Source organism: Faecalibacterium sp. AF28-13AC (genome assembly GCF_003478405.1).
Classification (GTDB): Bacteria; Bacillota; Clostridia; order Oscillospirales; family Ruminococcaceae; genus Faecalibacterium; species Faecalibacterium prausnitzii_E.
The window spans coordinates 1-13683 of sequence record NZ_QUFG01000003.1; the positions used below are offsets into that span (position 1 = coordinate 1).

The 13683-nt window shown below is 60.4% G+C and carries 10 protein-coding genes and 1 tRNA gene; 6 read left to right on the forward strand and 5 right to left on the reverse strand.

What is annotated here, in order from left to right:
- Positions 1 to 206 precede the first annotated feature (206 nt).
- The 4 genes from DWY95_RS04425 to DWY95_RS04440 form a co-directional block, all read right to left on the reverse strand.
- Positions 207 to 284: transfer RNA gene (locus tag DWY95_RS04425), tRNA-Pro, on the reverse strand.
- A 90-nt stretch (positions 285 to 374) separates the two neighbouring features.
- Positions 375 to 3308, reverse strand: coding sequence for an excinuclease ABC subunit UvrA (gene uvrA, locus DWY95_RS04430; protein WP_243082577.1), 2934 nt, complete (start codon positions 3306 to 3308; stop codon positions 375 to 377).
- Positions 3295 to 5352 carry an excinuclease ABC subunit UvrB gene (uvrB, locus tag DWY95_RS04435; RefSeq protein WP_118552535.1) on the reverse strand — a complete coding sequence of 686 codons (2058 nt, stop codon included), beginning with the start codon at positions 5350 to 5352 and terminating at the stop codon, positions 3295 to 3297. Before uvrB ends, uvrA begins: the two co-directional genes overlap by 14 nt.
- 262 nt (positions 5353 to 5614) lie before the next feature.
- Positions 5615 to 6340 (reverse strand): JAB domain-containing protein, encoded by a 726-nt coding sequence (locus tag DWY95_RS04440; protein ID WP_097793378.1) that lies wholly within the window; start codon positions 6338 to 6340, stop codon positions 5615 to 5617.
- Between the two features lie 170 nt (positions 6341 to 6510).
- Here DWY95_RS04440 and DWY95_RS04445 point away from each other — a divergent pair, with 170 nt between their 5' ends.
- The 4 genes from DWY95_RS04445 (at position 6511) to DWY95_RS17315 (ending at position 9115) form a co-directional block, all read left to right on the forward strand.
- A complete protein-coding gene (locus DWY95_RS04445) occupies positions 6511 to 7506 on the forward strand; it encodes an RluA family pseudouridine synthase (protein WP_118552536.1) in 996 nt (331 codons plus the stop codon).
- Positions 7499 to 8422 carry a GNAT family N-acetyltransferase gene (locus DWY95_RS04450; RefSeq protein WP_118552537.1) on the forward strand — a complete coding sequence of 308 codons (924 nt, stop codon included), beginning with the start codon at positions 7499 to 7501 and terminating at the stop codon, positions 8420 to 8422. The genes DWY95_RS04445 and DWY95_RS04450 overlap by 8 nt, the downstream gene beginning before the upstream one ends.
- A 103-nt stretch (positions 8423 to 8525) precedes the next feature.
- The gene (locus DWY95_RS17310) at positions 8526 to 8792 is read left to right on the forward strand and encodes an HD domain-containing protein (RefSeq protein WP_243082579.1); all 267 of its coding nucleotides are present in this window, start codon (positions 8526 to 8528) and stop codon (positions 8790 to 8792) included.
- Positions 8789 to 9115 carry a phosphohydrolase gene (locus DWY95_RS17315; protein ID WP_243082581.1) on the forward strand — a complete coding sequence of 109 codons (327 nt, stop codon included), beginning with the start codon at positions 8789 to 8791 and terminating at the stop codon, positions 9113 to 9115. Before DWY95_RS17310 ends, DWY95_RS17315 begins: the two co-directional genes overlap by 4 nt.
- Before the next feature lie 39 nt (positions 9116 to 9154).
- Here the strand turns inward: DWY95_RS17315 and DWY95_RS04460 are convergent, their stop codons facing one another.
- Positions 9155 to 10762, reverse strand: a complete 1608-nt coding sequence (locus DWY95_RS04460; protein WP_118552538.1) for an MBL fold metallo-hydrolase — start codon at positions 10760 to 10762, stop codon at positions 9155 to 9157.
- Between the two features lie 261 nt (positions 10763 to 11023).
- Here DWY95_RS04460 and typA point away from each other — a divergent pair, with 261 nt between their 5' ends.
- Both typA and DWY95_RS04470 read left to right on the forward strand, forming a co-directional pair.
- Positions 11024 to 12847: a translational GTPase TypA gene (typA, locus tag DWY95_RS04465; protein ID WP_118552539.1), complete on the forward strand. Its 1824-nt coding sequence runs from the start codon at positions 11024 to 11026 to the stop codon at positions 12845 to 12847.
- 273 nt (positions 12848 to 13120) lie between these two features.
- A complete protein-coding gene (locus DWY95_RS04470; protein WP_118552540.1) occupies positions 13121 to 13648 on the forward strand; it encodes a nitroreductase in 528 nt (175 codons plus the stop codon).
- Positions 13649 to 13683: the final 35 nt, after the last annotated feature.

Here is a 13683-nt window from a genome sequence, read left to right on the forward strand (position 1 = left end):
CATTATCTCCATGTTCAGGAATCCATTCGGCAGAGTGCGATCCAGTTGTTCAGCGAGGCATTTTCGGCCTGAAAATTGGACGGAACGGCACTAATTAGACCAGATAAAATCGTTGGCATTGTGGTCAAAATTGTGGTCAAAACCAAATGAGGTCAGCCCACAAACAAAAAAATCCAACGATTTCTAATGTGAAATCATTGGATTTATGGTCCGAGTGGCGAGAATCGAACTCACGGCCTCTTGAACCCCATTCAAGCGCGCTACCAAAACTGCGCTACACCCGGATATCGACCGCCGCTTCCCTACCGAAGCGTGGCGACAGGAGATATTATACGCGAATCACGGGTGTTTGTCAACAGTTTTTTGAAGATTTTTTAGATTTTTGTAAAATCCTCTGGAGTACGTTCTTTCTTTTTTGATTTCTTTGCGGCGGGCGTGTTCTGTGCTGCCTCGGCCTCCTGCTGGCGCAGCAGCTTGTCCTTTTCCAGCAGCGGCTTGAGGTATTGGCCCGTGAAGCTGCCCTCTGCTTCGGCCACCTGCTCCGGGGTGCCCTCTGCGATGACCAGGCCGCCTGCGCTGCCGCCTTCGGGGCCGAGGTCGATGATGTGGTCTGCGCATTTGATGAGATCGAGGTTGTGCTCGATGACGATGACGGTGTTGCCCGCATCCACCAGTTTCTGCAGCACCTCAATGAGGCGGTGGACATCGGCGATGTGCAGACCGGTGGTCGGCTCGTCGAGGATATACACCGTCTTGCCGGTGCCGCGGCGGGCCAGCTCATTGGCCAGCTTGACCCGCTGCGCCTCGCCGCCCGAAAGGGTGGTGGCGCTCTGCCCCAGGGTCACGTACCCCAGGCCCACATCCAGCAGCGTCTGCAGCTTGCGGGCGATCTTGGGCTGGTTGGCAAAGAAGACCACTGCCTCTTCCACCGTCATGTTCAGCACGTCGGAGATGGTCTTCTCCTTGTACTTCACCTCCAGCGTCTCGCGGTTGTAGCGGGCGCCCTTGCACACCTCGCAGGGGACGTAGACGTCCGGCAAAAAGTGCATCTCGATCTGCAGGATGCCGTTGCCCTCGCAGGCCTCACAGCGGCCGCCCTTGACGTTGAAGCTGAACCGTCCGGGGCCGTAGCCGCGCATCTTGGCGTCCTGCGTCTCGGCGAAAACGGCGCGGATGTCGTTGAACACGCCGGTATAGGTGGCCGGGTTGGAGCGCGGGGTTCGGCCAATGGGCTGCTGGTCGATGCCGATGACCTTATCGACAAATTCCAGCCCCTCTACCCCATCGCACTTGCCTGCGCGGGCGCGGGCACCGTTCAGCTCGCTGGCCAGCGTCTTGTACAGGATCTCGTTGATGAGGCTCGACTTGCCCGAACCGGAAATGCCTGTGACGCAGATGAACTCGCCCAGCGGGAAACGGACGTCGATGTTGCGCAGGTTGTTCTCTCGGGCCCCCTTCACGGTCAGGTAGCTGCCATTCCCTGCACGGCGGATCTCCGGCACCGGGATGCGCTTGCGGCCGGACAGATAATCGCCGGTGATGCTTCGTTTGGCCTTGCAGATATCCTTTACCGTGCCGGCTGCCACGATCTCGCCGCCGTGGACGCCAGCACCGGGGCCGACATCCACGATATAATCGGCGCTGCGCATGGTATCCTCGTCGTGTTCGACCACGATGACCGTATTGCCCAGGTCGCGCAGATCCTTCAGGGTCGCGATGAGCTTGTCGTTGTCGCGCTGGTGCAGGCCGATGCTGGGTTCGTCCAGAACATACAGCACACCGGACAGCGCACTGCCGATCTGGGTGGTCAGGCGGATGCGCTGGCTCTCGCCGCCGGACAGCGTGCCCGCCGAGCGGGCCAGTGTCAGGTAATCCAGACCCACGCTCTGCAAAAATTGCAGGCGGTTCTTGATCTCCTTCATGATCTGCCCGCCGATCTGTTTCTGCTTTTCGGTCAGATTCGGCTCATTTTCCGCGATGAATCGCAGTTCATCCCGGATGGACATCTCGCAGAATTCGCTGATGTTCTTGTCCCCGATGGTCACGGCCAGCACCACCGGCTTCAGGCGGCGGCCATGGCAGTCTGGGCACTCGACGCCGGACATGAAGCTGCCGATCTCCTCCTTCATCCACTCGCTGTTCGTCTCGCGGAAGCGGCGCTCCAGATTTTCGACGATGCCCTCAAAGGTGTTGTAGTAGACGCCGCTGCCGAACTCGTTGGTGCGGTGCATCTCGATCTTTTCGCCGTTGGTGCCGTACAAAAGGGCGTTGACGGCCTCCGTGCTCATCTCATTGATGGGCGTATCCAGCGTGAAACCGTACTTTTTGCCAAGGCCAAGATAGTACATCTCGCTGACGGAACCTTCGGCGTAATACCAGCCGCTGGCCTTGATGGCTCCCTGCCGGATGGACAGGCTCCGGTTGGGCAGGATGCGCTCCTCGTCCACCCGCATGAACGTGCCCAGGCCGGTGCACTTTTCGCAGGCACCCAGCGGGTTGTTGAAGGAGAACAGCCGGGGCGACAGGTCGCTGATGGAGATGCCGTGTTCCGGGCAGGCAAAGTTCTGGCTGAAGGTCATGCACTCGCCGCCGATGACATCCACCTCTGCGATGCCGCCGGTCAGGGCCAGAGCCGTTTCCAGCGAGTCAGCCAGGCGGCCCCGGATGCCCTTGCGCATGGCGAGGCGGTCCACGACGATCTCCACCGTGTGCTTGATGTTCTTTTCCAGCGTGATCTCCTCGTCGAGATCATAGAGATCCCCGTCGATGCGGACACGGGAGTAGCCGCCCCGGCGGGCTGCGTCCAGCTCCTTCTGCTGGGTGCCCTTGCGCTGGCGGACGACCGGAGCCAGCACCTGAAACTTCGTGCCTTCGTCCAGTTTCAGGACAGCATCCACCATTTCATCCACGGTCTGCTGGCTGATGACCCGGCCGCAGACCGGGCAGTGAGGCACACCCACGCGGGCATATAAAAGGCGCAGATAATCGTAGATCTCGGTCACAGTGCCCACGGTGGAACGCGGGTTGTGGCTCGTGGTCTTCTGGTCGATGGAAATGGCCGGCGACAGGCCGGTGATCTCGTCTACATCGGGCTTGTCCATCCGGCCCAGGAACATCCGGGCGTAGCTGGACAGGCTCTCGACGTAGCGGCGCTGGCCGTCGGCATAAATGGTATCGAAGGCAAGGCTCGACTTGCCCGAACCGGACAAACCGGTCATGACGATGAGTTTTTCGCGCGGGAGGGTCAAATTGACATTTTTCAGGTTGTGCTCCCGTGCGCCTTTGATGACGATCTTATCGTTTGCCAAGGTACTTTCTCCCTCTTCTCTGTGTCTGTGCATGGTTCTGTTTGCGCTCGGTCTCGGCGGCCGAGTCCACGGTGGGGTTCTCGCCCCGGCGCAGGCGGTCGATCTGGTCGCGCAGGAAGGCCGCGTGCTCAAATTCCAGCAGCTTGGCGGCTTCCTTCATCTCGCGGGTCAGCCGGTCGATGGCAGCTTCCCGCTCCAGCTTGCCCATCCGCCGGGTGTTCATCTTCGCGTTCTCGGCCTTGTCGCTGATCTCGATGGAATCCGGGATGGCCTTGACGATGGTCCGGGGCACGATGCCGTGGGCCTCGTTGTATGCCATCTGGATGGCGCGGCGGCGTTCAGTCTCGGTGATGGCGCGCTCCATGCTGTCCGTCACCTCATCCGCATACATGATGACCAGACCCTCGGCGTTGCGGGCGGCGCGGCCAATGGTCTGGATCAGGCTCGTCTCACTGCGGAGGAAGCCTTCCTTGTCGGCATCCAGGATAGCAACGAGGCTGACTTCCGGCAGGTCCAGACCCTCGCGCAGCAGGTTGATGCCCACCACCACATCAATGGAGCCGAGGCGGAGGTCCTTGATGATCTCCATCCGCTCGAAGGTGTCCACCTCGTGGTGCATATACTTGACCTTGACACCCTGTTCGGTCAAAAAATCGGTCAGGTCTTCGGCCATTTTCTTGGTCAGGGTCGTGACGAGGACACGTTCATTTTTCGCCGTGCGGGCGTTGATCTCGCCCAGCAGGTCGGTCACCTGGCCCTCGACCGGGCGCACCGAGATGAGCGGATCCAGCAGGCCGGTGGGCCGGATGACCTGCTGCGCGATCTGTGTGCTGTTCTTCCGCTCGTACTCGCCGGGCGTAGCCGACACGAACACGATCTGGTTCAGCTTCGACTCCACCTCTTCGAATTTGAGCGGGCGGTTGTCAAACGCCGAGGGCAGGCGGAAGCCATACTCCACCAACGTTTTCTTGCGGGCAAAATCGCCGCCGTACATGGCGCGGACCTGGGGCAGAGTGACATGGCTCTCGTCCACGAAGAGCAGAAAATCCTCCGGGAAATAATCCAGCAGGGTGGTCGGCATACTGCCCGGCGCACGGCCCGACAGCACCGCCGAATAGTTCTCGATGCCCTTGCACATGCCGACCTCGGTCAGCATCTCGATGTCGTAATTCGTCCGTTGCTGGATGCGCTGGGCCTCGATGAGCTTGCCCTCGGAAGTGAACTGTTTGACCTGTGCGTCGCACTCGGCGCGGATCTTTTCCAGTGCCTTCGCCTTTTTTTCAGCACTGACGATATAGTGGCTGGCCGGGAAGATGGCCACATGCTTGACCACGTTCTGCTTGGCCCCGGTGACAGGGTTGAACTCGACAATGCGGTCGATCTCGTCCCCAAAAAACTCCACCCGGATGGCTAGGTCGCTCATATAGGCCAGGTAGATGTCCACCGTGTCGCCGTGGACACGGAACTTGTTGCGGATAAAATTGATGTCGTTGCGCTCATATTGCAGGTCCACCAGACGCTTGCACAGCACATCGCGCTCCATCTCCATGCCGGGGCGCAGGCTGATGACCATGCTGCGGTAGTCGATGGGGTCGCCCAGCGAGTAGATGCAGGACACCGACGCCACGATGATGACATCCCGCCGCTCCGACAGCGCCGCCGTGGCCGAGTGGCGCAGGCGGTCGATCTCATCGTTGATGGCACTGTCCTTTTCAATATAGGTATCCGTGCTGGGGATATAGGCTTCGGGCTGGTAGTAATCGTAGTAGGACACGAAATACTCCACCGCATTGTCCGGGAAAAACGACCGGAACTCGGTGCAGAGCTGCGCCGCCAGCGTTTTATTGTGGGCCAGCACCAGCGTGGGGCGGTTGCACTGGGCGATCACGTTCGCCATGGTGAAGGTCTTGCCGCTGCCGGTCACACCCAGCAGGGTCTGGCAGCGGTCGCCGCGCTCCACACCCTCCACAAGCTGCTGGATGGCCTGCGGCTGGTCGCCCGTCGGGGCATAGTCCGAGACCAGATGGAAGGTTTCATCTGCCATGCCGCTTTCTCCTTTCGATTGTCACAGAACCACAAATAGTTGTGCTTTTTGTGTTCAGTATAGCACAACTATTTTATAAAGTAAACAAGAAGTTTTTTGGACAGAGCAGGACATCGGGCAGTCTCCCCGCAAGTGAGACGGGGATTCCATACCCCGCCCTATTGCCTGCGGCAACAGGGTCCCACCCGTCGGACACTTGCTTGGGAGACCACCCGACATCCTGCCAGCTGACTCTGCCGCACGAGGGGAGTTTTCCTGCATTTCAGTACGGCCTTAACATCTCCCCGGTCGCAAGGTCGTAGAACGGCAGGCGGTTCTCCTCCCGCATGGAAAAATACTCCGTCTCGGTCAGGATGATGTGGTCCCGCAGAAGAACATGGACGAGCCCCAGCGCCCGGACGATGTTTTCGGTTGCCTGGATGTCCTCCCGCGAGGGCAGCGCCACGCCGTTTGGGTGGTTGTGGCAGAGCACGACCCGGTCGGTGCCGCCCTTCAAGGCTGCCGCCACCACGTCTTTGATGGCAAGGCTCACCCGGTCGCTGGTGCCGTCCTTGAGCCAGAGCGTCGCCCGGACCCGGCTGCGGCTGTCCAGCGCCAACAGAAGGGCGCGCTCCTGCGCGGCCCCGGCAAACAGGCCCATCAGGTGTTCTGCCAGCTGTTCCGTCGTCTTCAGGCAGCCGTTTCTGCCGGTGCGGCACTGGGTATAGTATCGGCAGACATCGGGCATCAGATGCAGCATCCGGGCCGTGGCCGGGCCAACGCCCTCCACCGTCATCAGGTCTTCCTCCGAGGCATCCAGCACCCCGGCAAAATCACCGAAGCGGTCGATGAGCTCGTGGGCCATCCGGTTCGTGTTCTTCCGCGCGTTGGTGATGTACAGCAGGCATTCCAGCGCCTCGTGCGGTTCCAGGCTGGAAAAGCCGTTCTCTGCCACCCGGCTGCGCATCCGCCTGCGGTGCCCGGTATGGATCTTTGAATCTTCCGCCATAAGTCGGCTCCTTTCGCGCGCTTTCTCCTCTTAATAGTACCCGATTTTCTGCAAAACACAAGGGCCCGGCCTAAATTTTCGCGTTGACTTCAGAAAACGAGTAGTTTATTATAAGGTTATCGCATCCATGCGCGGCCCATCCGCGCTTCAACATGAGGAACAGAACAAGAATGAAACAATACACTGCGACCGCCAACGACGACGGTGTGCGGCTCTCCCGCTTTGTACAGAGCGTGACCCGCGATCTTCCCACGAGTCTGCTGTACAAGAGCTTCCGCAATAAGCGCATCAAGGTCAACGGCAAAAAGGGCGCCCCCGAAGACCGCATCCAGGCCGGCGACCTCATCGAACTTTACATCAACGACGAGTTCTTCCCGCCGGAAGGAGCGAAGCCCGCACCGAAAGCCCCCAAAAAGCAGCCCAATCAGCCCAAGGTGACGATCATCTACGAGGACGAGAACATCGCCGTGCTCTACAAGCCCACCCACCTGCTCTGCCACAGCGACCGCACCGGCGACGCGAATCTGGTGGACGCCTTCACCCAGTACCTCGCGCAGAAGGGCGAGTACGACCCCCACGGCGAGAACCGCTTCAAGCCCGGCATCTGCAACCGGCTGGACCGCGGCACCGAGGGTCTGGTCATCGCGGCCAAGAGCTACGCCGCTCTGCGGGACATGAACGAGATCATCCGCACCGATCTGCTCAAAAAGGAATACTACACCATCACCGTGGGCATCCCCCAGAGCGGCCGCTTCACGGCCTGGTGGGAGCACGACGAGAAGAACAACAAGGTCAGCATCCACGCGCACCAGTCTCAGGATGAGCGCCGGAAGCAGATCATCACCGATGTGGACGTCCTGCGCACCGCCGGGCCGTTCGCGCTGTGCAGGATCGGCCTCATCACCGGTCGGACGCACCAGATCCGCGCCCACCTCGCCTACCTCGGCAAGCCGGTGCTGGGCGATATCAAATACGGCAACCGCAAGATGAACGAGCGCACCGGCACCAAAACGCAGGCCCTCTGCGCCGTCCGCGTCCGCTTCCTCGATATCCCGGAGGAGAACACCCTACACTACCTCTCCGGCAAGGTCATCAAGCTGAAAGCCCCGCAGATCCTGAAGCAGTTCGACGCGCTGGACCAGAACAAAGAAAACGCCCATGAATAACTGTTTTGTAGAGACCAGCCGTCTGCTGCTCCGACGGCTGGAAGAGGCCGATTTCCCGGCTTACGCCGCCTATGCCGTGGACGACGAGATGTCCCGGATGATGGGCCGCGCCTTTCTGCACACTGAAACCGATATCCGCCAGAACTTCGACTGGCTCAAGGACAAGGAACCCCGCTGTTACGGTATCGTGGAAAAGGCCAACGAGCAGCTCATCGGCAACCTGAATATCGTTGCCCTCCCGGCTTCCCTTGCTGCCCTGCCGCAATTGCAGGGCAAACGCGGGCAGACGCTTTCCTTCTGCATCCGGCGGGAGTCCCAGCGCAAAGGGTATGCCGCCGAAGCCATCCGCGCCGTCATTGCCGAGCTTTTTGACGATGAGCACTTCGATTTCGTCCAGTGCGGGTGTTATTCGTTCAACACGCCCTCCCGGATGTTGCAGGAACGGCTGGGCTTTCAATTTCTGGCCAACCTCTGCGTTCCCACTCCGCAGGGCGAAGCACAGACCATCGAACACATTTTATGGAACCCAAGGAGGACTCCCATGTCTGATCTGAACGCCTATTTCAAAAGTGTCATCGACCAGGACACCGCATCGGTCGTCCTGTGTGACCTGAACCACACCATCGTCTACATGAACCCTGCCGCCATCCGCAATTACGCCAAGCACGGCGGTGCCGCGCTCATCGGCCGCAGCCTGCTCCACTGCCACAATGCCAGCTCGAACAGCCGCATTCAGGAAGTCGTGGACTGGTTCGCGGCCAGCCCGGAGCACAACATCATCTACACCTATCACAACGAAAAGCAGAACAAAGACGTCTACATGGTCGCCCTGCGGGACGCCGACAGCACCCTCATCGGCTACTACGAAAAGCACGAGTTCCGCAGCCCGGAGACGATGGAGCGGTACGCCTTTTAAGAGAACGCCCGCAGCGGAGCGCAGACCTACTTTCTCGACCAAGATGACAGAGAGATCTATTTTTCCTGTACACGCTGGAACCACAAGCCAAAGGAGGCTGCGTATGTACCCCACCCGTGAAGAAGCCATTGCCCTGCTGGCGGAGGCCGAGCCGCACAACCCCGGTCCCTGGGGCGACCACAGCCGCACCGCCGCCCACTGCGCGGAGAAGATCGCCGCAGCCGTCGGGCTGGACCCGGACAAGGCGTTCGTGCTGGGCCTGCTGCACGACATTGGCCGCCGCTACGGCAAGCGGCACCTCGGCCATGTGTCGGACGGCTACACCTATATGATGGAGCTGGGCTATGACGAAGTGGCCGCGTCTGCATGAGTCACTCGTTCAACGACCAATCCCTTGCCAGCTATGTCGGCCACAGGGACACCACACCCGAAGAAACGGCCCTTATTGAGCGGGAGCTCGCCACCATGGTCTACGACGACTACGACCGGCTCATCCAGCTCTGCGACTCGCTGGCGGATGCGGCCGGCGTCGTGGATATCGAGGAGCGGATGGCTGATGTCAAGCGCCGCTACGGCGATTACCCCCAGAACAAATGGGACATTAACCTTGCCCTGAAAGCCCATTTTGAGCAGCTTGCCGGGCGCAGCATTTATGATGTTGTGGAAAAGGACAGCTACCGTCCTTCCACGTAAGACAAAAGCCACGCTTTCGCGTGGCTTTTGCTGTTTTTCTTATCGGTCCCACTTGTCGCAGAGGGCGTTGATCTGGTCGGCAAACCTGGCAAGGTCCTTGTTGGCCCCGCCCTCGTTGTGCTCGATGACCCGCAGCAGGCGCTTGCCTGCGCTGACCAGGCGCTGGAAAACCGTGGCGGCGCGGCTGGCACCCTCACTGGGCCGACGCTCGACCCGCACTCTGGTGCCCTCCTGCACACAGACGGCCCCCTCGGCCCCGATGACCCACTGCGCCCCATTGTAGGGCGCACAGGCCGTGAAGCCTTCGTCGGTGAGGGTCTGGGCGAAGATGTTCTCCACCTCGTCGTCGCCGTGGACGATGAAGACCCGCTTGGGCTTGGGCGAAAAGGCGTTGATCCACGCCAGCAGACCGTTTTTGTCCGCGTGGCCGGACAGCCCGGTCAGCTGGCAGATCTCCGCCCGCACCTCGATGGCCTCACCGAACAGTTTGACATCGGTAGCACCTTCAATGAGGGTGCGGCCCAGTGTGCCGACGGCCTGATAGCCCACAAAGAGGATTGTGCACTCCGGCCGCCAGAGGTTGTGCTTGAGATGGTGGCGGATGCGGCCGGCCTCGCACATGCCGCTGGCCGAGAGGATGACCTTCGGCTCCCGGTCGGCGTTGATCATCCGGGATTCGTCGCTGGTCACGCTGACCCGCAGGCCGGGGCACTGGATGGGGTCGATGCCCTGGGCCAGCAGGGCGCGGGTCGCCTCGTCAAAACAGTCGGGGTCGGTATCCCGGAAGATGCGGGTCGCCTCGATGGCAAGCGGGCTGTCGATGTACACCGGGAAATTGCCGTGGCCCTTGACCAGACCTTTTTCCTTGATCTCCCGGATGAAATAGAGCAGCTCCTGTGTGCGGCCCACCGCGAAACTGGGGATGACCACATTGCCGCCCCGGTCGAAGGTGCGCTGCAATATTCTGGCCAGTTCGCCGATGTAATCCGGGCGGGGGCCGTGGAGCCGGTCGCCGTAGGTGGATTCCATCACCACATAGTCGGCATCGGTCAGATAGGTCGGGTCCTTGATGAGGGGCTGGTTCTGGTTGCCGATGTCGCCGGAGAAGACGAGCTTGGTGGTGGTGCCGTTCTCCGTCACCCAGATCGCAATGCTGGCCGACCCCAGCAGATGGCCCACATCCACGAACTCGATCACAAGGCCGGGGGCCAGTTCCAGTTTCGTGTTGTAATCCACTCCCCGGAACAGCTTGATGGCCGCTTCGGCATCCTGGACGGTATACATCGGCTCCACCGGCTCGGCACCGGAGCGCTTGCCCTTGCGGTTCTTCCACTCCGCCTCAAACTCCTGGATGTGGGCAGAGTCTCGCAGCATGATGCCGCACAGCTCCACGGTGGGGTTGGTGGCATAGATCCTGCCCCGGAACCCGTTGCGGGCCAGCAGCGGCAGCAGACCGGTGTGGTCGATGTGGGCATGGGTCGCCAGCACACCGTCGATCTCGCCGGGGGCCACGGGGATAGGCTGGTTTTCATAGGTATCCTTGCCCTGTTCCATGCCGCAGTCGATGAGATAGCGCTGCCCGGCGGCTTCCAGCAGGGTACAGCTGCCTGTCACCTCATGGTTCGCGCCCAAAAACGTCAGTTTCATCCAAAAGCACCTCCTGATCGATGCTCTCTGCCATTCGCACCGCGTCCGCAGCAAGCGAAGCGAGACCGAGAGGTTTTGCACTTGTATTATAACATATTTTCTTTTTCCAATGCGTCCAAATCGCGCCGGGAATATCAAGCAGAACGCCGAATTTTCGAAAAATTTTTTATACAATCTTGACAAACCACCCCCTGCTGATATAAACTTAATTCGTATGACGTAACTTCTACACAGAGATTCAAAATAGAGAGGTTGTATTTTATGGTTCGTAACGATTTGCGCAACGTCGCCATTATCGCTCACGTTGACCACGGCAAGACCACGCTGGTGGACGCCATGCTGCGTCAGAGCGGTGCTTTCCGCGACAATCAGGTCGTGGCCGAGCGTGTCATGGACAGCGGTGATATCGAGCGTGAGCGCGGCATCACCATTCTGGCCAAGAACTGCTCCTGCACCTACAAGGGTGTCAAGATCAACATCGTCGATACGCCGGGCCACGCCGACTTTGGCGGCGAGGTCGAGCGCGTTCTGAAGATGGTCAACGGTGTTCTGCTGCTGGTCGATGCAGCGGAAGGCTGCATGCCCCAGACCCGTTTCGTGCTGCAGAAGGCTCTGCAGCAGAACCTGAGCCTGGTGGTCGCCATCAACAAGATCGACCGCCCCGATGCCCGCATCAAGGAAGTCATCGACGAGGTCCTGTACCTGCTGATGGATCTGGGCGCTACCGATGAGCAGCTGGACTGCCCCATCCTGTTCTGCTGCGGCCGTCAGGGCACCGCAAGCTTGGACCCGGATGTGCCGGGCACCGACCTGATTCCCCTGTTCGACACCCTGCTGAGCACCATCCAGCCGCCGGAAGGCGACCCGGAGGCTCCGTTCCAGATGCTGGTCTCCTCGGTCGACTACAATGAGTTCGTGGGCCGCATCGGCATCGGCCGCATCCAGAACGGTGTTGCCCGCGTGGGCGAAGAGGTCCTGGTGTGCGACTGGCACAACCCCGACCTGAAGATGCGCGGCCGTCTGACCAAGCTGTACGACTTCCAGGCCAACGGCCGCCAGCCGTGCGACAACATCACCGCCGGTGATATCGTCGCCTTCTCCGGCCTGCCCGATGTCACCATCGGCAACACCCTGTGCTCTCCCTCTCAGGTCGAGCCGCTGCCCTTCGTGAAGATCAACGACCCCACCGTCGAGATGACCTTCTCCGTCAACGACAGCCCGCTGGCCGGCCGCGAGGGCAAGTTCGTCACCAGCCGCCAGATCCGTGACCGCCTGCAGAAGGAACTGCTGAAGGACGTCGCTCTGAAGGTGGAGGACTCCGCCACCACCGATTCCTTCCGCGTCATGGGCCGTGGTGAGATGCACCTGTCCATCCTGATCGAGACCATGCGCCGCGAAGGTTACGAGCTGCAGGTCTCTCCCCCGCACGTTCTGACCAAGGTCATCGACGGCAAGACCTACGAGCCTATGGAGCATGTCGTCATCGATGTGCCCACCCAGTATCAGGGTGCTGTCATGACCGGTCTGGGCACCCGCAAGGCCATCCTGCAGCAGATGGAGTCTCTGGGCACCGACCGTGTCCGTCTGGAGTTCCGGATGCCCAGCCGCGGCCTGTTCGGCTACCGCAACCAGTTCCTGACCGATACCCACGGCGAGGGCATCCTGAACCAGATCTTCGACGGCTACGACGTCTGGGCCGGCATGATTGCCAACCGCTCCACCGGCTCTCTGGTCAGCTTTGAGACCGGTGAGGCTGTCACCTACGGTCTGTTCAACGCACAGCAGCGCGGCACCCTTCTGGTCGGCGCTGGCGAGAAGGTCTACGAAGGCATGGTCATTGGCTACACCGCTTCCGGCGAGGACGTCGATGTCAACGTCTGCAAGACCAAGCATCTGACCAACACCCGTGCTTCCGGCTCCGATGACGCTCTGCGTCTGGTGCCCATCAGCAAGCTGAGCCTGGAGGGCTGCCTGGAGTTCCTGGCACCCGACGAGCTGCTGGAAGTCACCCCGGAGAATCTGCGCATCCGCAAGCAGATCCTGAACCACGACCAGCGCATGAAGGCCAAGAGCAAGCTGAAGTAAGCGCTCCCCTTCTTCCAAAACAGATCAACGGCACCGCAAGCCCCACGGCCTGCGGTGCCGTTTTTTGTGTTTGTCTGCCTTTCTATCGCAATTTTCAAAAATAGTGCCTATCAAAACGGTATATTTGCGATATGCAGTTTGCGGATGTTGCTTATGCGTTAAAAACGCAAACTGCTATATTTGCAAACCGGCTCCATTCTCTGTATAATAAAGAAAACTCCATCTCACTGCGGCGCTGTGCCGCGTGAAAGACACAAACAGGGAGGTTTTGTTATGAACGACATCATTCAGGCCATGGAGACCCGCCGGAGCATCCGGCAGTTCAAGCCCGACATGCCCCGCAAGGAGGAGCTTCAGCAGATCATCGAGGCCGGGCTTTACGCCGCCAACGGCAGAGGCCGACAGGGCGCGATCATTCTGGCCGTGACCAACAAGGAGCTGCGCGACAGGCTCTCTGCCCTGAACCGCGAGATCGGCGGCTTCCCGGAAGGCAAAGACCCCTTCTATGGTGCCCCGGCGGTCCTCATCGTGCTGGCAGACAAGAGCTGCCCCACCGGCATCTACGACGGCAGCCTCGTCATGGGCAACCTGATGCTGGCCGCACACGCGCTGGGCCTGGGCAGTATCTGGATCCACCGCGCCAAGGAGGAGTTCGAGCGCCCGGAATACAAGCAACTGCTCAAAGACCTCGGCGTCGAGGGCGAGTGGGAAGGCATCGGCCACTGTGTCGTCGGTTCCATCGACGGCGAAGCCCCGCAGCCCGCACCCCGCCGGGACGGCCGGGTGTTCTGGGCCGAATAAACAGGCGCAAAAAAGGAACGGCATACCAGACGGTG

Excerpts from the sequence above, each read along its gene's own strand:
- uvrB (WP_118552535.1), bottom strand. The coding sequence starts at position 5,352 with ATGGCAGATGAAACCTTCCATCTGGTCTCGGACTATGCCCCGACGGGC.
- DWY95_RS04440 (WP_097793378.1), bottom strand. The coding sequence starts at position 6,340 with ATGGCGGAAGATTCAAAGATCCATACCGGGCACCGCAGGCGGATGCGC.
- DWY95_RS04445 (WP_118552536.1), top strand. The coding sequence starts at position 6,511 with ATGAAACAATACACTGCGACCGCCAACGACGACGGTGTGCGGCTCTCC.
- DWY95_RS04450 (WP_118552537.1), top strand. The coding sequence starts at position 7,499 with ATGAATAACTGTTTTGTAGAGACCAGCCGTCTGCTGCTCCGACGGCTG.
- DWY95_RS17310 (WP_243082579.1), top strand. The coding sequence starts at position 8,526 with ATGTACCCCACCCGTGAAGAAGCCATTGCCCTGCTGGCGGAGGCCGAG.
- DWY95_RS17315 (WP_243082581.1), top strand. The coding sequence starts at position 8,789 with ATGAGTCACTCGTTCAACGACCAATCCCTTGCCAGCTATGTCGGCCAC.
- DWY95_RS04460 (WP_118552538.1), bottom strand. The coding sequence starts at position 10,762 with ATGAAACTGACGTTTTTGGGCGCGAACCATGAGGTGACAGGCAGCTGT.
- typA (WP_118552539.1), top strand. The coding sequence starts at position 11,024 with ATGGTTCGTAACGATTTGCGCAACGTCGCCATTATCGCTCACGTTGAC.
- DWY95_RS04470 (WP_118552540.1), top strand. The coding sequence starts at position 13,121 with ATGAACGACATCATTCAGGCCATGGAGACCCGCCGGAGCATCCGGCAG.